The organism is Ruegeria sp. ABV4_181 (assembly GCF_056158465.1).
Window position 1 is genome coordinate 86,957 of the sequence record NZ_JBSWTI010000006.1, and the last position, 17,631, is coordinate 104,587.

Annotated in this window: 14 protein-coding genes; 9 read left to right on the forward strand and 5 right to left on the reverse strand. The window is 61.7% G+C overall.

The genetic code is table 11. From position 1 onward, the window contains the following. Nucleotides 1-82: 82 nt before the first annotated feature. The 6 genes from ACXAC3_RS20020 to ACXAC3_RS20045 all read left to right on the forward strand — a co-directional run bounded on the left by ACXAC3_RS20020 (nt 83) and on the right by ACXAC3_RS20045 (nt 9,343). On the forward strand, nt 83-2,410 hold the full coding sequence (locus ACXAC3_RS20020) for a DUF1989 domain-containing protein (RefSeq protein WP_475164142.1): 2,328 nt from the start codon (nt 83-85) through the stop codon (nt 2,408-2,410). A 35-nt stretch (nt 2,411-2,445) separates the two neighbouring features. After that, the gene (locus ACXAC3_RS20025) at nt 2,446-3,417 is read left to right on the forward strand and encodes an ABC transporter substrate-binding protein (RefSeq protein WP_475164143.1); all 972 of its coding nucleotides are present in this window, start codon (nt 2,446-2,448) and stop codon (nt 3,415-3,417) included. A 69-nt stretch (nt 3,418-3,486) separates the two neighbouring features. Next, complete coding sequence (locus ACXAC3_RS20030; protein WP_475164145.1) at nt 3,487-4,536, forward strand: quaternary amine ABC transporter ATP-binding protein; 1,050 nt, start codon at nt 3,487-3,489, stop codon at nt 4,534-4,536. A gap of 10 nt (nt 4,537-4,546) precedes the next feature. After that, nucleotides 4,547-6,064 (forward strand): ABC transporter permease, encoded by a 1,518-nt coding sequence (locus tag ACXAC3_RS20035; protein ID WP_475164147.1) that lies wholly within the window; start codon nt 4,547-4,549, stop codon nt 6,062-6,064. A gap of 245 nt (nt 6,065-6,309) precedes the next feature. Beyond that, the gene (locus tag ACXAC3_RS20040) at nt 6,310-7,827 is read left to right on the forward strand and encodes an ABC-F family ATP-binding cassette domain-containing protein (RefSeq protein ID WP_475164148.1); all 1,518 of its coding nucleotides are present in this window, start codon (nt 6,310-6,312) and stop codon (nt 7,825-7,827) included. Nucleotides 7,828-7,936: 109 nt separating this feature from the next. Continuing rightward, the gene (locus tag ACXAC3_RS20045; RefSeq protein WP_475164150.1) at nt 7,937-9,343 is read left to right on the forward strand and encodes a S8 family serine peptidase; all 1,407 of its coding nucleotides are present in this window, start codon (nt 7,937-7,939) and stop codon (nt 9,341-9,343) included. Here the strand turns inward: ACXAC3_RS20045 and ACXAC3_RS20050 are convergent. Together ACXAC3_RS20050 and ACXAC3_RS20055 are read right to left on the reverse strand one after the other, a co-directional pair. Next, a complete protein-coding gene (locus ACXAC3_RS20050) occupies nt 9,340-10,083 on the reverse strand; it encodes an anti-sigma factor family protein (protein ID WP_475164153.1) in 744 nt (247 codons plus the stop codon). The genes ACXAC3_RS20045 and ACXAC3_RS20050 overlap by 4 nt on opposite strands. Further along, on the reverse strand, nt 10,080-10,586 hold the full coding sequence (locus ACXAC3_RS20055) for an RNA polymerase sigma factor (protein WP_475164155.1): 507 nt from the start codon (nt 10,584-10,586) through the stop codon (nt 10,080-10,082). Before ACXAC3_RS20055 ends, ACXAC3_RS20050 begins: the two co-directional genes overlap by 4 nt. Nucleotides 10,587-10,789: 203 nt before the next feature. Here ACXAC3_RS20055 and ACXAC3_RS20060 point away from each other — a divergent pair, with 203 nt between their 5' ends. The 3 genes from ACXAC3_RS20060 to ACXAC3_RS20070 are packed head-to-tail and all read left to right on the forward strand — an operon-like array spanning nt 10,790 to nt 14,238. Then, nucleotides 10,790-11,605 (forward strand): alpha/beta fold hydrolase, encoded by an 816-nt coding sequence (locus tag ACXAC3_RS20060; protein WP_475164157.1) that lies wholly within the window; start codon nt 10,790-10,792, stop codon nt 11,603-11,605. 27 nt (nt 11,606-11,632) lie between these two features. Then, complete coding sequence (locus ACXAC3_RS20065) at nt 11,633-12,679, forward strand: P-loop NTPase family protein (protein ID WP_475164158.1); 1,047 nt, start codon at nt 11,633-11,635, stop codon at nt 12,677-12,679. Continuing rightward, nucleotides 12,676-14,238, forward strand: coding sequence for an ABC transporter transmembrane domain-containing protein (locus ACXAC3_RS20070; protein ID WP_475164159.1), 1,563 nt, complete (start codon nt 12,676-12,678; stop codon nt 14,236-14,238). Before ACXAC3_RS20065 ends, ACXAC3_RS20070 begins: the two co-directional genes overlap by 4 nt. Here ACXAC3_RS20070 and ACXAC3_RS20075 read toward each other — a convergent pair. The 3 genes from ACXAC3_RS20075 to ACXAC3_RS20085 are packed head-to-tail and all read right to left on the reverse strand — an operon-like array spanning nt 14,178 to nt 17,592. Continuing rightward, nucleotides 14,178-14,495 carry a hypothetical protein gene (locus tag ACXAC3_RS20075; RefSeq protein ID WP_475164161.1) on the reverse strand — a complete coding sequence of 106 codons (318 nt, stop codon included), beginning with the start codon at nt 14,493-14,495 and terminating at the stop codon, nt 14,178-14,180. The two genes, ACXAC3_RS20070 and ACXAC3_RS20075, sit on opposite strands and share 61 nt — an antisense overlap. A gap of 42 nt (nt 14,496-14,537) precedes the next feature. Further along, nucleotides 14,538-15,884, reverse strand: coding sequence for a dihydrolipoyl dehydrogenase family protein (locus ACXAC3_RS20080; protein ID WP_475164163.1), 1,347 nt, complete (start codon nt 15,882-15,884; stop codon nt 14,538-14,540). A 52-nt stretch (nt 15,885-15,936) separates the two neighbouring features. Next, on the reverse strand, nt 15,937-17,592 hold the full coding sequence (locus tag ACXAC3_RS20085; RefSeq protein ID WP_475164165.1) for an FAD-binding oxidoreductase: 1,656 nt from the start codon (nt 17,590-17,592) through the stop codon (nt 15,937-15,939). Nucleotides 17,593-17,631 lie beyond the last annotated feature (39 nt).

Here is a 17,631-nt window from a genome sequence, read left to right on the forward strand (position 1 = left end):
ATTGTTAAGGAAAGAGTTGACATATGTAACTAGTTTCATCAACTCTTGTAACTAGTTTCATAGCCGAGAATCCGACAAAACCATGCTTGGTTCCTCAGTCTTGCACAGTTTTTCGAATACCGGGTTTGACGGCCCGGGCCGCCGGTTTCCCGGCTTTCCGAACGCTGCGGACACGTCCAGCTTTGTTCTGGCCCCGCGCGAGGCCGAGCGGCTGGTGCTACAGCAGGGCGATCTGCTCTCACTGGACGGGCTGACGGCGGACACGCCCCTGACGGTTGCGGCTTTCGCTGCGAACGGGCGACCGATGCTAACGGCCCTGGGCTTACCGGCGAACGCTGTCGTCAATACAGACGCGTTCGACAGTGCCCTCTATCGGGGCTGGATCGGTGCACAGGGCGGAAAACCGGATGCGCCGTTTCCCGGTCACCGGACAGGGCAGGTGACGGACGAGCTGATCCTGCGCTCGGATCACCAGGTCACCGTCTGGCTGATCCGTCCGAACCCGGTATTGGGGTTAATCGAAGGTACGGACGCCGGATGCGTCACCGTGCGGCACAGGCGTGCGAACGCGACCGGCCCGCTGCTTCCTCCGCCTCTGGGCGTAATCCGGGACGAATTTACCGTGCAGCGCGGCACCGGAACGGCCTATGAGCTGAAGGCCGGAGAATTTGTGCAGATCATCGACATCGAGGGGCAGCAATGTTCCGATTTCATGGCCCTGCGCGCCGACGGGCTGAGCAACGGCGATGAATGGATGATCGACTCGACTGCGACGCGGTCGATGGTGCGCCGCGCCTATCCGGGCCCCGGTCTGCTGGACAAGTTCTACGATCGTGAAATGCGCCCCCTGCTGAACGTGGTGCAGGATACCTGTGGGCGGCATGACACGTTCGGGCTGGCCTGCACCGCGCGCGGCTATGAAGAACGCGGGTTCCCGGGCCATGTGAACTGTTCCGACAACATGTCGAACGCGCTCGCCCCTTACGGCGTGGCGCGCCGGTCGGCCTGGCCCGCGATCAACTTTTTCTGGAACACCTGGATCGATCCGGCGACGCATCACATCCTGACCGAGGAATCCCATTCGCGCCCGGGCGACTACGTGGCTATGCGGGCGCTGGAAGACCTGGTCTGCGTTTCGACGGCGTGCCCCGACGACATCGACCCGATCAACGGCTGGAATCCAACGGATGTGCATGTGCGCATCTATCGCCCGGAAACCCCGATCCGCCGTGCGGTTGCCTATCGTGAAAAGGAAGATGCCCCGATGGCTATCAGTCAGGAATCCGCGTTTCACGACCGACTGGCCCCGCTGACCCAGCATTTCGCCCCCGCGCGCGATCTGTGGACTCCGGTCAGCTATCCCGCGCATGGCACGCTGGGCGAATACTGGGCCTGCCGCGAGGCGGTGACGGTGCAGGATATGAGCGGTCTGCGCAAATTCGACATCATAGGCCCGGACGCCGAGAAGCTTTTGCAACTGGCCACCACCCGAAATGTCGCCCGTCTTCCGGTCTGGCGCGGTTCATACACGTTGATGTGCGACGAAAGCGGTTCGGTCATTGACGACGGCACCCTGTTCCGGCTTGCGCCTGAGATTTTCCGCTGGTGCTGCGGGTCCGAGGAAACCGGACGCGTGCTGCAGGCGCTCGCCGCGGAACAGGGATTGCAGGTGCGGGTCCACGCAATGCGGGGGGCGATGCCGAACCTCGCCATTCAGGGGCCGAAGTCCCGCGACCTACTGCGCAATATCGCCTTCACTCAACCGCATGTGCCTTCACTGGATCATCTGAAATGGTTCGGGGTTACCGTTGCCCGTCTGGGCGACCGCGACGGCGCGCCGTTCATGCTGTCCCGCTCCGGCTATACCGGTGAGCTGGGGTATGAGGTTTTCTGCGCCAAGTCCGACGCGGTTGCGATCTGGGACGCGGTTATGGAGGCAGGTGCCGAGTTCGGGATCACCCCGATGGGTTCGGCCGCGCTGGACATCATCCGGATCGAAGCCGGTCTTGCCGCCGCCAACGCCGAATTCGCGCCGGGCATCGATGCGTTCGAGGCCGGGCTGGGCTTTGCGGTCGATCTGACGAAAACCGATTTTACGGGCAAGGCCGCGCTGGAACGGAACGCCCGCGACCCGCGCCGGGTGCTCAAGGGGCTGCTGATCGGCTGCGACGATGTCCCCGCAGCGGGCGCGCACGTATATGCCGGCGAAAGACAGGTGGGGGTAATCACCTCGGCCACCCGCTCACCCATGCTGGAACATGCAATCGCGATGGCGCGGGTGTCGGTCGAGCACGCGCAAAACGGAACCGACCTGGAAATCGGGCAACTGGACGGGCGCATGAAACGCCTGCGCGCGACCGTCTCGGACATTCCATTCACAGACCCGCACCGCAAGCGGGCGCGCGCCTGACGGCGCATGTAACCACACGCAACGGGAGAAACGACATGAAGAAACTGACAACATTGACCGCAACTCTGGCGCTGACCGTAGGGACAACAGCAGCGATGGCGCAGGAAAAAGTCATGGTGGGCGAGCCTAGCTGGCCCGGCGCCAAGATCATGAGCCGGGTGATCGGTCAGGTCATCGAAACCCGTCTGGGCGGTGAGGTCGGATATGCGCCCGGGGCCAATGCGGTGATCTTTGCCGCCATGGATGGCGGGCGCGGCGACATTGATGTGCACCCGGATGTCTGGCTGCCGAACCAGTCGTCCTTTACGGACGAATATGTCGATCAGAAGGGCACCGTGGCCCTGTCCTCCGGCAGCTATGAGGGCCGCGCCGGGATTTGCGTGCCCAACTATATGGTCGAAGATCACAACATCCGCTCGATCTATGATCTGGCAACGCCCATGGCGCAGGAGTTGTTCGACTCGGACGGCGACGGTATGGGCGAGGTCTGGGTTGGCGCGTCCGGCTGGGCCTCGACCAACACCTTCAAGGTGCGGGTGCGCGATTACGGGATCGAGACGTTCCTGACGCCAACGACCGAGGACGAGACGGTGTTCTATTCAAGGCTGAAGGATCAGATCGACCAGCAAAAGGGCGCCGCATTCTACTGCTACGCACCGCATTACGTGCACGCGCTGTATGACGTGACCATTCTGGAAGAACCCGAACATGATGCCGCCACCTACAAGATGGTGCAGCCTGATCAGGATGCCGACTGGTACAACAAATCGCATGTCAGCACCGGCGAGCCGGTCAAGACCGTAACCGTTGCGCATTCGAAATCTCTGGAACAGCGCAACCCTGCGGCGGCCTCTTTCCTTGCCAACGTCAACATGGATGCAGGCCAGTTGAGCGGTCTGACCTATGAGGTCGTGGTCAAGGGCCGCGACACTGACGAGGTGGTGGCCGAGTGGATCGCCGCCAACGGCGAAACCGTCGACGGTTGGCTTGGCCTGACAACAAACTGAGCCTGACGCACCCCCGGCGCGCTGCGGTCGGGGGTGCCTTTCAACACGTTCAACAGGGATGGGGCCGGTATGACAGCGGAAATCGCAATTGATGCGCGCGGGGTCTGGAAAGTGTTCGGCGCACGGGCGCAGGAGGCGCTAAGCGCCATTCACAGCGAAGGGCTCAGCAAGGCCGAAGTCCTGGAACGGTTCAACTGTGTTGTCGGCGTTGCCGATGCCAGCTTTGAAATTGAACGGGGCGAGCTGTTCTGCGTCATGGGGCTGTCAGGGTCGGGCAAATCGACGTTGGTACGCCACGTGAACCGGTTGCTGGAACCGACGGACGGCCATATCTATCTGGACGGCGATGACGTCATGGGTCTGAATGACGATGGCTTGCGTGATCTGCGCAACCGGCGCGTCGCGATGGTGTTCCAGAACTTTGGTCTGATGCCGCACCGGACCGTGCGCGACAACGTGGCCATGCCGCTGGAAATTCGCGGCACCGGCAAGGCCCGGCGTTGGGAAGAGGCCGACCGGGTGCTGGAACTGGTCGAACTCAACGGCTGGGAAGACAAATACGCGCACGAACTGTCCGGCGGTATGCAACAGCGCGTCGGTCTTGCCCGGGCCATCGCGGCCGATCCCGAGATTTTGCTGATGGACGAGCCGTTCTCGGCGCTTGATCCGCTGATCCGCAAACAGTTGCAGGATCAGTTCATGGATCTCAGCCACAAGCTCAATAAGACCACAATGTTCATCACGCACGATCTGGACGAGGCGATCCGCATCGGCCACCGCATCGCGATCATGAAGGACGGGCGCATCGTGCAGATCGGCACACCCGAAGAGATCATTCTGAACCCGGCGGATGATTACGTAGCCGACTTCGTCGCGGGTATCTCCAAGCTCAACATGATCTTCGCCCATGCAGTGATGAAACCGGTTGATGAGTTCGAGGCCAATCACGGCGAAGTACCGGACGACGCGAAACAGGCGCATCCGGATATGGACCTGTCCGATCTGATGAACCTGTGCGTGGATGGTCACGGCGTGGTGGCGGTCACGCAGGACGGCAAAACCGTGGGCGTCATCAACCGGGCCGGTCTGATCCGCGCCATTCAGGACAGCCAGGCATAAGGGGGCGGCCATGAAACATGTAGACGCACAGCAGATCAATCCTGAAACCGCCGACCGGCTGAACGGTTTGATTGGCGAGTTTGTGGGGCAGGGGCAGGCATATTATCAGAAAACCTTTGCCTATATGATGCAGGCGCCCGGCTATCGGTTCACGCTGAACAAAGGTGCCGCACTTCTGGGGCCGATCTGGTTCGGCGCGCGCGGGCTCTGGTCCTGGTTTCTGGGGTTTCTGCTGCTCGAAACGCTGGCCTATATCCAGATCGGTCTGGGGCTGTTTGGCGATCTGGGCCGTGAATTCCGCGAGCGGGCTGTACAGATCGAACAGACGCTGGATCTGCGCCGGCAGCAGATCGAAGCGGCGGAGCAATCCGGCGCATCCTCGCTGGAATCTCTGAAACGCGCCGCCGAGTCGCTGGAGGGCGCTTTGGCCGGCGCGCAGGAGGCGGCGCGAAGCGCGGATTCAACAGGGTTCGCCTATCTTGCCATCGGCATCCTGTTGTTGCTGGCGGTCAAGTTGCTGGCCGCGTCGCTGGCAAACTGGACACTGGAAGGGCAGTTCGCGCGCTGGCGCTCGGACCCGGGCGTCGCGCATGGCTGGTCCGTGCCGCGACTGGTCGTGGCGTCCGTCCTGACCGGCGTGGTTGTCATCCTGTCCGCAATCAAGTTTGCACAGCCGGACGCATTGACCATCCTCAAGACCTTTCCAACCAACCGCGACTGGCGGCTGAATGTGGGCGACGGGGTGCAGGCCGTCTTTGAGTGGACCAAGACCGCCGGGCGCGGGTTCTTTGACGGGCTCACATATGGCATGCGCACCCTGCTGGACTGGATCGAGGTGGTGCTGGTCGATACACCCTGGCCGGTTGTATCGCTGGTGATCATCATGTTGGCCTATCTGTCCGCCGGACCCCGCGTGGCGATTTTCACCGGCGCGGCGCTGGCCTATCTGGGTTTGCTGGATTTCTGGGAAAAGGCAATGACCACAATCGCCCTGCTGGGCGCCGCGGCGCTGATCTCGATCACGCTGGGTATCCCGCTGGGCATCTATTGCGCCCGCCGTCCCCGGGCCTTCGCCATCGTTCGGCCCATTCTGGATTTCATGCAATCGATGCCATCCTTCGTCTATCTGATCCCGGTTGTGGCTTTTATCGGATCCGGTAAACCGGCAGGCGTGGTCGCCACCATGATCTTTGGCAGCCCCCCGGTGATCCGCTTTACGGTTCTGGGCCTGCAACAGGTTCCCGAAACCGTGCGCGAGGCCGCGTTGGCCTTTGGCGCAACGCCGCGCTACCTGCTTTGGCGCGTGGATCTGCCGCTTGCGCACAAGACCATTATGGCGGGTGTGAACCAGACCATACTGATGTCGCTGGCCATGGTTGTTGTCGCATCGCTGATCGGGGCCAAAGGGCTGGGCGAAGACGTTCTGGAGGCGCTGCAATACGCGGCAGCCGGGCAGGGCATTCTGGCAGGGCTTGCGATCCTGTTCTGTGCCCTCATCCTGGACCGCATCGTCGCTGGCAAGAAATAGCCCGTTGAGGCGCACGGGCATCAGTCCGCCCGTGCGCTTGCAAACCTCGCCATAGTTTCCTAGGTTGCGCCTGTCTGGATGTTCACAAAGGGAGGGCAATTGCTGAGCATGCGCATCACACGCCGACTTCAGCATGGTCCCCGTTATGCCCTGCAGATCCGTTTGCAGGGCTGACCGCATTACCTTTCAATCGACGGTCTGCCCAAAGCCGCGTTGCGGCGCTATTTTTGTGACACGAGACCGTTATGACACTTCTCAGCACCAAGTCCCTTGGTATCACCCTGGGCAATTCCCTGTTCAAAAACCTCGACCTGACGATTTCCAAAGGTGATCGCATCGGTTTGATTGCCGCCAACGGGCGCGGAAAATCCACCCTTCTGAGTTGTCTGGCGGGAAAGCTGGATCAGGCCACCGGCGAAGTTACCCGCGCGCGCGGGCTGCGCGTGGGTCATGTGCCGCAGGACGTCCCGCCCCAGGCCCTGAACATGACCCTTTATGACTGGGTACTGGCCGCGCTTCCGACAGAAATGGCCGAATATGAAAGCTGGCGCGTCGACGTGGCGCTTGCGGATTTGCAGGTGCCTTACGAGATCCAGCACACGCCATTGCAGCAACTCAGCGGCGGCTGGCAACGTACGGCATTGCTGGCGGCGGCCTGGGTCACCGAACCCGACCTGTTGTTGCTGGACGAGCCGACAAACCATCTGGACCTGCACCGCATTGCCTTGCTTCAGGACTGGTTACACGCGCTGCCGCAGAGGGTTGCCGTTGTGATGACATCTCATGACCGCGCATTTCTGGACGAAACCACCGGCAGGACTCTGTTTATCCGTCCCGAACGCTCGCGGCTCTTCCCGCTGGCCTTTTCGGCGGCGCGTGCGGCGCTGGACGAGGCGGATGCCGCTGATGAGAGGCATTTTTCAAATGAGATGAGCAAGGCGCGACAGTTGCGCAAACAGGCGGCAAAGCTCAGGAACATTGGCATAAATTCCGGCTCGGACCTGTTGCAGACGAAAACAAGACAATTGACCGAACGCGCCGACCGTTTGCAGGAATCGGCGACACCCGCGCATCAGGAACGGTATGCGGGGCACATTATTCTGACCAACAGCGACACTCACTCCAAAGCGCTGATAACGTTGGACAATGTGGTTGTGCCTAAGCCCGACGGACAGCCGCTGTACCAAACCGGCACGAAATGGATCACCAAGGGCGATCGTATCGTTCTGCTTGGGTCGAATGGCACCGGCAAGACACGCCTGATCGAGATGATTAAAAGGGCGCTGACCGGTGAGGCCAACGCGATCAAATGCGCGCCTTCCGTCATCCCGGCCTATTCGGGCCAGAATTTTGAACAGCTTGAGGGGGCGGACACACCGATGTCCGCCGTGACCCACCAATTTGACATCGGCGACCGGCGTGCGCGTCAGGTGCTGGCCGGCGCGGGTATCGAGATCTCAATGCAGGAGCAAAGGATCGAAAGGCTATCCGGTGGGCAAAAAGCCCGGCTTGCCATGCTTGTCCTGCGTCTGAAGAACCCGAATTTCTATCTGCTGGACGAACCGACCAACCATCTGGACATCAGCGGGCAGGAGGCGTTGGAAAGCGAACTCATCGCGCATAACGCATCCTGCCTTCTGGTCAGTCATGACCGGCAGTTCATCCGCAATGTCGGGACCCGGTTCTGGTGGATAAAGGGCACCCGGTTGGAAGAGGTGGAAAGCGCCGAAGAGTTTCTGAGCCGCGAAATGACCCGAGGTTGAGGGGACAGCGGAACCGCCAGCCCGCTTTGCGGCAAGCCGGGATTTGGAATAAAACTCCGGTCCAGGACGTTTTTGTTTCGAAGCGCCTCAAACTCAAGTGGATACTGAAATGAAAAAGCTGACGAAACAGGCCGTTCGCACCTTTCTGACACTGGGCCTTCTGCTGCCAGTTCAACTGGCGGCGCCAGCCGATTGGCAAACAGGTTTCGTCTCGTCCGCTTGGGCGGATGATGATGATCGTGATGACGATAGCGATGACGACCGGGACGACAATGATGATGACGACGACCGCGAACGGGGCAGAGGCGGCAGTCAAAGACCCTCGGGCGGCAACCCGTTTGAATCTCTGTTCCGACGGCCGGCCCCAACGCCTTCACTGCCCCGGACCACGCGGCCAACGGCACCAGTCACCCTGCCGGCGCAGGCACCGTCCGAATTAGTCGTTTCGGATGCATCCGATGAGGACCTGGAACAGCTTTTGTCCGAGGGGTTTGTCGTCGCAGATACCGAAACCCTTGTGGCCAGTGACCGCGTACTGACCCGGCTGACGACGCCAGCAGGGCTTGGGCTGGAGGAAGCACGGGACCGGGTTCGGGCCCTGCCATCGGGTGGCAATGCGGACTTCAATCACTTCTACCGCTCCGAGTTGAATGAAACACTGGAACTGGCGTCGGCTGCCTGTTCTCATGAAAACTGTGCAGCCTGGGACATGATCCGATGGCCGATGGCAGCACAGGGATCCGATACCTGTGCGGTTCGGGTTCCGGTGGGGATGATCGACACCGGGATCAACGCGGACCATGAAATCATGGCTGGGGCGCGGCTGGAGCTGATACAGGTCGCAGATACGGGCCAAAACCCGTCCAAGGCCATTCACGGCACCGCCGTCGCGTCGCTGATGATCGGCGACCCCGAGAGCCGGGTGCCCGGTCTGATCCCCGGTGCAAGGGTCATCGCCGTGGATGCCTTTTCGCGCAAAGGCACCGACGAACGGGCTGATCTGGTGTCTCTGTTGCGCGGGCTGGACGCCTTGCGCGAGCGAGATGTCAGGGTCATCAACCTCTCGCTCGCCGGGCCCAGAAACAGCCTGCTTGAAGAGGTGATCGACCAGTTGGCCACCGAAGCGCAGATCGTCATGGTCGCGGCCGCAGGCAATTCCGGCCCTTCGGGCGCGCCCGCCTATCCGGCCGCCTATGACGCCGTTATCGCCGTCACCGCAGTCGATGCCCGGGCGCGGGTTTACCGGCAGGCGCAGCGCGGATCCTACATTGATCTGACCGCGCCGGGGGTGAACATGTTGTCGGCCACATCCATTCGTGGCGCGCGTCTGAAATCGGGAACGTCCTTTGCGGTCCCTTTTGTCACTGCGGCGGTTGCCCTGATGCTGTCCAGGGACGATACGCTGACGCCCGATCAGGTCCGTGGGTACCTGTCAGACTCTGCCCGGGATCTGGGTGCGCCGGGCGTGGATGAGATTTTTGGGCATGGTCTGCTGAACGCATCGACCTTGTGCTAGGGCGTCCATCCACGCGAAATCAGGTCTGCCTCGTGATCCGGAGAAAGCGCATCGCCCGCGCCCAGCCGATCCAGAAACGGCAGTAACCCCTGCATCTCTGTCCCACTGGCGGCAACAAATCCGTCCTCGGTGCCCGCTGCGGACAGCGGCTCCGAGACCGTGACCTCGATAACCCATTCCCCGGATGAGTTGCAGGCGATGCCCAGATCGATCCGTTGGTCGGCGCGGTCGACAACCTCAAATTCGCGGCAATGCCCGCCGGCAACCGGAAGCGTGGCGAGGATCATCAGGTCTTCATCCGAACCGGCGGGTTCCGAGATCCCCGAAGGCAATCGGGTCAGGGCCGTGGCCAGAGCCGATCCGTCACTCACCGGCCCAACGGCCAGGGTTGAATCACCGTTCGGCGCCAGAAGGTCAGAGCCAACAACAACGGCAATGACAAGCGTGGCCGCAACGGCCAGACCCATCCAGGCCGCAGGCCGTTTTGGGAATGGCACAACCTGAGTGGATCGGACCCGACCCAGAATGGTGTCCTTGATCGCATGTGGCACAGGTTCCTCCAAGGGCTCCGCAAAGGCTTGCGACAAGGCTTCGTTCGCGGCCATGAGGTCATCGACATAAGCCTGATCCTGCGGATGATCGGCCAGATGCAACACAACAGCTGCCGCGTCTTCGGGCGACAATTCTCCGTCAACAAATGCGGCAAGGCGGGACTTGTCCATTATGGTGTTGGCAGTCATTGCATCGGTCCTTTCGACATCCCAAGCTGGGGCAGCAAGGCTTCGCGGGCCCGCGATAACCGGCTCATGACCGTGCCGACCGGCACGTCCAGAACATGGGCGGCCTCCTTGTAGCTCAGCCCTTCGATCGCCACGAGCGACAGCACGACGCGCTGTTTCTCGGGCAGCGCGCCCATGGCGTCCCGCGCCATGTCCAGCATCAGCCGATCTTCGGGCAATCGCGCGGCACGGCCTTCGTCACACAGGCCGGCGGCCTCGGGGTCTACCGACGCGCCGCGTGTTCTGGCGCGCCTGCGGTCATCGATCCAGAGCGTCTGAATGATGCGGTACATCCAGCTGTCCATGCGTGTGCCTTCACGGAACTGAGCCGCGTTCTTCAGGGCTTTGACACAGGCCGACTGCACCAGATCATCCGCGTCCGGCCTGTTGCCCGTCAGCGACAGGGCAAACCGGCGCAGTTTCGGCACCAGTGTCACCAGATCCCTCCGGAACCGATCCGTCATTTGGCTGCTCCTGTATGGCGTCATGTTCCACAATAACGAGCCAGCCCAAAACCTATTCCAAAAAATTTTCGACCGCGGGGCGACATGATCCGATGTCCGAGTGAAGCCCGCCGGAACCGACGGGGCAGGAGTCTGACCGATTGGAATAGAACCCCGATTGCGGCGTTGTCCCTTCAAGACCCCAGATAAACAGGAGCTGAAAAATGTTTGACGCCGCTATGGATGTATTGCCTGCCACCGGCCCAATGGCCGCTACCAGGCTTTCAGTGTGTACAGGTGGGCGCGTTCTGTCCGCTGAAGTTCGCATTCCCAGCATACAAAACCCAAATCTACCGCCGCTCTTGGCCCTGCACGGAATCTCGCGCGATGCGGAGGGGATTGCCACGGCGTTTGCGACCCCCTGCACGGAAAAGGGGCAGGTTTTGATTACACCGCTGTTTTCGCAAGAGCACTGGCAGCACTTTCAGCGGATCGGAGCGTATCGCCCGGATCGGGCGCTTCTGGCCTTGCTCGACCTTGTGCAGCAATTGGGCTACGCGCAAACGGACAGGGTCGAGGTTTTTGGGTATTCCGGCGGCGCGCAACTGGCGCACCGGTTTGCCATGCTGTACCCGCAGCGGATATCGCGCCTGCATCTGGCCGCGGCCGGCTGGTATTGCCTGCCAGACATGACCCAGGAATTCCCGATGGGGCTGGCGCCACCAAACAAGCGACTGCGCACAAACATTCCCGCATTGGCCCACAGCCAGTTGAAGCATTTCCTCGCCCTGAATTTGCGCGTCTATGTCGGAGCAGAAGACACCCTTCGCGACGACGCATTGCGGAAATCGCCACAGATTGATGATGTTCAGGGCCGGCACCGACTGGCCCGCGCGCGCAGCTACTGCAAGTCGTTCCGAACGGCAGCAATCGCTCGGGGGATCGTTCCCGACCTTTCGCTGGCCGAACTTCCGAACTGCGCCCACAGCTTTTCCACCTGCGCCGAGGCCGGACTGACCCGGCTTGTTTGCAGCAATTAACATTCAGAATTTTCAGGAGTCTTTGCTATGGAACACTGCAACTTCGATACCGCGAAATGGTGTTTTGCCACCAGACGGGTCGATCCGGAACTTGCCAGCGGCCTGTGCCGGGATTTTCACAAGGCACGGCCGGGTGATCTGATCCTCGGGCGGGTCACCTCAATCGGCAACCACCGGCGAATTCAACTGCCTGCGGGGCGTCCCTCGCAACTTTACCCCGGCGACCTTGTAGTGTTGCCCTGCGGCGCGCGCTACGCGCCCGATCAGTTCGAAGGAATTGCCGAAATCGACGCCGAGGGCTGTGAGATGCTGGCCGGGGGTGGGTGCATCGGGCGTATGGTTCAACACAGCGAGCGCGTCAAGCAACCGACACGCATCCAACCATTGGGGCGAATTACGGCGCGGAACGGGACGGTGCTGAACACCGGTGACTTTGGATTGTCGCCGCGCTCACCATCCACCGGTTTTCCGGTTATCTGTGTGGTGGGAACCACAATGAACTCCGGTAAGACAACCGCGACAGCCGCGCTGGCACACGGTCTGACCAGAGCCGGCTGGCGGACGGCGGTTCTGAAGGGAACCGGCACGGGGGCGTTCGGCGATTACAACGCCTATGTCGATGCCGGTGCGTCTTACGTGGCCGATTTCACCGATGCGGGCATGGTTACGACCTATCTGGAACCCTTGTCCCGGATCAAAGCTGGCATAGACGCCTTGTTGGGCGAAGCCGAAGACCGGGGCTGCGACATCGCCGTCATGGAACTCGCCGACGGCATTTTCCAACACGAAACGGCTGCCCTTTTGGCCGATGCCGAGGCGCGCAGCCGGTTTTCAAGATATCTGTTCACCTGTGGCGACGCGGTTGCTGCCAAGGGGGGCGTGACCGATCTGGCGCGAAATGGAATTCGACCGCTGGCGCTGACTGGCGTTCTGTCCTGCTCACCCATGGCGGCCGCAGAAGCACACGCCGCGACCGGAGTGCAGGTTCTGACACGCCGACAGCTTTTGGACCCGGCCTATGCCAATACGATGGCGGCGCGCGCGCTCATGGGGCGGGCGTCGCGTGCGGCATGACCCCTCCGGGTTTGTTTTCCGGCGCAAGGCGCCATCTGCTGGGTCGGATCATCGGTGTGGTACTGGCCCAGGCTGTCGCTTTGTCCGCCGCTGCTTTTGCGACGCGCCGCGTGTTCTTCGCGCTGCACTCCGGCGCAGAACTGCCGGTTGCCGCAATTGCAACGGTTGCGATGGCCGGTCTCTGCGCCGCGCTGCTGCAACTGGCCTTCCGCAATCTCGCCGAACGTCTGGGGCAGGATTATGCGCGGGATGTAAGGCTTACCCTGTTCGAACACGCCAGCCGCAGTGACCAAAAAGAACTCGACCAAAGGCGCATGGGTTATCATGTGCTGCGCTTTACCGGCGATCTGGCCGGGCTAAAGGACTGGCCCGGCCTCGGGGTGCCGCGTCTGGTGCAGGCGGCCATTCTGCTGCCGGCATCCACGGCAGTACTGATCCATCTGGACGCACGCTTTGTCTGGGTTGCCCTGTGCGCGATACTGCCGCCGGTACTTTGGGCCGCAGCCACCCAGCGCAGGCTTTTTCGCGCGCATCGGGACCTGAGAAAGCGCCGCGCCCGGCTGGCCGCCGACGTGACCGAGCGCCTGCCAATAGCCCCCAGACTCGCCGCGCTTGGGCGCCGGCATGTCGAGATGAATTCGCTGCGCCGTCAGGCCGACCAAGTCTTGGCGGCGGCATGCGCCCGGCGAAACGTGTCGGAAAGCAGAAAAGCAATCCCCGAGCTTTCAGCGGCGATTGCAGCCGCTTTGACAATGCTGCTTGGAAGTTTGAACGACACGCCGGCGGGCACGATTGCGGCTGCTTTGGCGACCCTTGGCCTGATGGTTCGCCCGATGGGAAACGCAATGTCCTCCAGCGATCAGGCGGCAAGGTTCCGGGCTGCGTATCTCAATCTGGTGCGGGCGCTGAACCGCCCGCTTGCGACCCCGCGCGGCGCCAAGGCACATATTGCCCGCAAACCCCTGTCTGTTGAGATCGCGGTTCGGGGCGGTCCGGTTCTCAAACTGCCCGCCGGTCAGCGGGCCGTCATATCCAGCGCCTTGATGAACCGGGTTGAACTCGCCCTGCTGGGAAATGCGACGGTTGACGACATCTCTCTGAAGCTGGAAGGCAAAAACGTTTCGGATTTGACACCTGGAAGCCTGCGCCGATCCGTCGGCGTCCTCAGCGAACAGCCCCTGATCCTGAAAGGATCTCTGCGGCGGGCATTGACATTGGGCCTGCGCCCCCGGCCGTCCGACGGCCAAATTATGCAGACGGCGCGCGCCACCGGATTGCGGGACGTCATTAGCAATCTTGGCGGGTTGGATTTCAAGCTGGCCGAACGTGGTGCAAATCTGACAGCGCAGCAGCGACTTGGCATCTCATGCCTGCGACTGGCCTTGCAGAAACCTGGGCTTATCCTTGTTCGCAGTGTCCCGCCTGACGGAGCGGGCTTACCTGAATGGGAAACGGCGACAACGCTGGAGGAGCCGCCGGTTTCCGGTGATCAACCGCCTTACCATTTTTCTCCGAAAGGCCGCAGTTCCACATCGAAGGACCATGTGGACCGGTCCTGATGGGCGATATGAAAGACCTCTTCTGCGATGGCGTCGGGTTTGCTGAAGAACGCCTCGGGCATGTCGGGATTGAAGGGAACGCGGGTCCACGGCGTATCAATGGCCGCGTCGATCACCACATAGGCGACATGGATGCCCTTCGGCCCCAGTTCGCGGGCCAGCAAGGCAACGCGGTATCCATCCCGTGCAAACCGGCGGGCAACAGATGCGCCGGTTCCGTCGCCGACTCCGGTGATCAGACAGACCTTATCTTTCATGACGGCTCTCCTTCTGAAATGTCTCGCTTGCCCGATGATGCCCTAGATCAGGGACTTCATATCCGCCGCGAAGGTCGGAAAGGCGTAAAGCGAGGTCTTGAGGTCATTGGCGGGAATGCCGTGGCGCATGGCCATGGCAAAGAGATGGATCAACTCATCGCCATGATGCCCAAGGATATGCGCGCCCACGATCCGGTCATTGCTCTGATCCACCAGAACCTTGGACCAGGCAGCGGTTTCGGCATAGGTCTTGGCCGAAAACCAGCCGGACATGTCCGACACCGTGACCGCCACATCCAGACCGCGCTCGTGGGCTTCGGCCTCGGTCAATCCAACCGAACTGAGGGCCGGAACGGTATAGACCGCGCTGGGGATCACGCTGTAATCCGGCTTTTTGGTGGGGCCGTTGACAATGTTATGACCGACGATCTGGCCTTCATAGGTCGCGACAGGGGACAGTTGCGCCGAATGCGCGACGGCATCGCCCGCCACCCAGACCGAGGGGTTCGAGGTGGATCGCATCGTGTCGTCGATCAGAATGCGCAGCCCGTCATGGTCGACGCCACCAGCCTCAAGGTTCAGGCCGTCGATATTGGCGATACGGCCCGCGCCGTTGACGACCCGTTCGGTGGTCACGCTCTGGTCGCGGCCTTCATGCTGGAACCGGACTTTGAGGCCATCTGCCGTCTTTTCGACGGCCGTCACCGACACCCCGGTTTTGACAACAACGCCAAGGCGTTCTGTTTCGGCACGCAAGGCGGCAACGGCGTCACTGTCGAGACGCGGCAAAAGCTGCGGAAGTGCCTCCAGGATCGTCACCTGCACCCCGGCACGCGCGTAGACATGGCTGAACTCCATCGCGATGACGCCACCGCCGATGAACACGACCTCACGCGGCAGGGTCGGGTCGGACAATACCTCGTCCGAAGTGATCATGTGTTCGGCTCCGGGGATTGGCAGAGGTCTTGGTTTCGATCCCGCGGCAATTACAATGTTCCGGCCCCGGATGACCTGACCGTCCACGTCGACGCTGTCCGGCCCGACGAAACGCGCGGTGCCGCGAAAGACATCGCCGCGTTTTTCGGCCAGCCCGTGCATCGCGTCCGGAATAAACCCGATCAGGTCTTTTTCACGCCGAATCAGTCTGGCCCAGTCCAGCCGGGGCTTGCCAACGTCGATTCCGTGGGTTGCGGCCTGTTCGATCTCATGCATGGAGTGGGCCGCGGCCACCAGCACTTTCTTGGGCGTGCAGCCGCGATTGGGGCAGGTGCCGCCAAAATCGCGCGCCTCGATAAAGGCGATGGATTTCCCGGCTTCATGCGCAATGGCCGACACTCCGAACCCGGCATTGCCGCCACCGATAATGACTACATCATAAAATTCGCGCATGTCCTTGCTCCTATGGTTTAAGTTTCATTTGCCCCTGAAGGATCACGTCAGATCACCCGGCGGGACCGAAACTTTCGGTATGAATATGCTCCGGAGAGATGCCCCGGCGTTCCAGATCGGCGTGCATCCCGGCCATGAAACCGACAGGGCCGCACAGAAAATAATGCGCGCTGGCATCGTCGATCAGCTGCGCCAGAAGTGCTCCGTCAACGCGGCCATGCGAGTCATAGTCCACACCGATCTCATCCTCTGGCGCAGGTTGACTATAGGCCACATGTGTCGTGATACCCGGTCGTCTGGCGGCCAGATCGCGAACTTCACCGGCCAGCGGATGGTGCTGACCATCCCGCGCGCCGTGGATGAACCAGACAGGGCGATTGCCGCGCTCGCCTGCGACCTTATTCAGAATGCTCAACATCGGCGTGACACCCACACCGGCGCTGACCAGAACCAGGGGACATCGGTCGCAGGTCATCACGAAATCTCCCGCGGGCCGGCGACTGTTGATGATCGCGCCCGGTTCCAGATGATCGTGCAGATATCGCGACGCGATCCCTTTGGGCTCACGCTTAACCGTGATCCGATAGCGATGCTCGTTCGGTCCGTTGCTCAGCGAATAGGTGCGGCGCACCGGTTCGGAGATCCCCGGAATTTCAAGCTCGATCGGCAGGTGTTGTCCGGGTTCGAACCCGGCCAGGGGACCGCCGTCTCGGGCTTCGAAAACAAACGAGGTGACATCGGCGCTTTCGCGGGTTTTTTCGATCAGGCGGATCGAGTGGACCGACTCCGCATCCGAATTCCACCTGAGGCTGACCGCCGACCGGGTTTCCACGACCTCGTCGATCTCCAGCGTCACCAGACGCCGCGCGCCGGGCACCTGTGCAATCTCATCGCTGTCCCAGTCGATCGAGGCGGTGCCGGTCAGTTGCAGCAGGCTGCCGCTTTCGAAGTCGACGAACAGGAACCCTGCCTTGGGATCAAGCAGCAGGTTGCCGATAGTGTTGAAGTGATTGTTGCCGGCGTAATCGGGAAACCGCAGTCGACGGTCGTCCAGAACCTGCACGAAACCGCGTTCACCGCCGCGATGGGATGCATCCATCCCAAAGGTCGGGCTGTCGCCGTCTTCGCGATATCCGCTGGCAATAAAGAAAGTATCGGCGGTCTCGATCCACCGGGTTTGATCCGCCGTCAGACGCTGGCCGCGTGTGGCCAGCCCGGGCCCCGAGCTGTCGACCCGGGTCCACGCGCGTTCGCGGATGTATTGCGGGCAATTGCCAAAGGTCTGGTCGACGTGAAAGTCAAAGCCGGTCGGCGTGACGCGGCCAGCGCGCCCATTGACCCGGTTGCGCCGCCGCGTGGCCAGTTCGATTCCAAGGATGCCGATATCGCTTTGCGGATGAATGGCGTCGTGCAGCGGATCACCCCGGACGGGCAGGGCGGAGATGGACAGCGTTTTGGTGTCCGGCGCCGTGACAAACCCGTCCGGCCCCTCGACCAGCGTGGCCCAGGGCCTGCCTTGTTCGTCGCGGGCGGCCATCACCAGAAACGGCAGCGCGGTGTGAAAGTCCCGATGTTGTTCCGGCATGTGGTCGCGAACGACTTTGCGCGCCCAGTGTTCGATGTCGCGAACACCCACGCGCGCCTGCGCCATGTGTTCGCCCCGATGGAAAGGGGAGGTGCTGCTGTCGCTGGGGTCGGTGGTAAGCATGGGATCTCTCCTGGGGCGGAACACAGGGCAGTAATACGC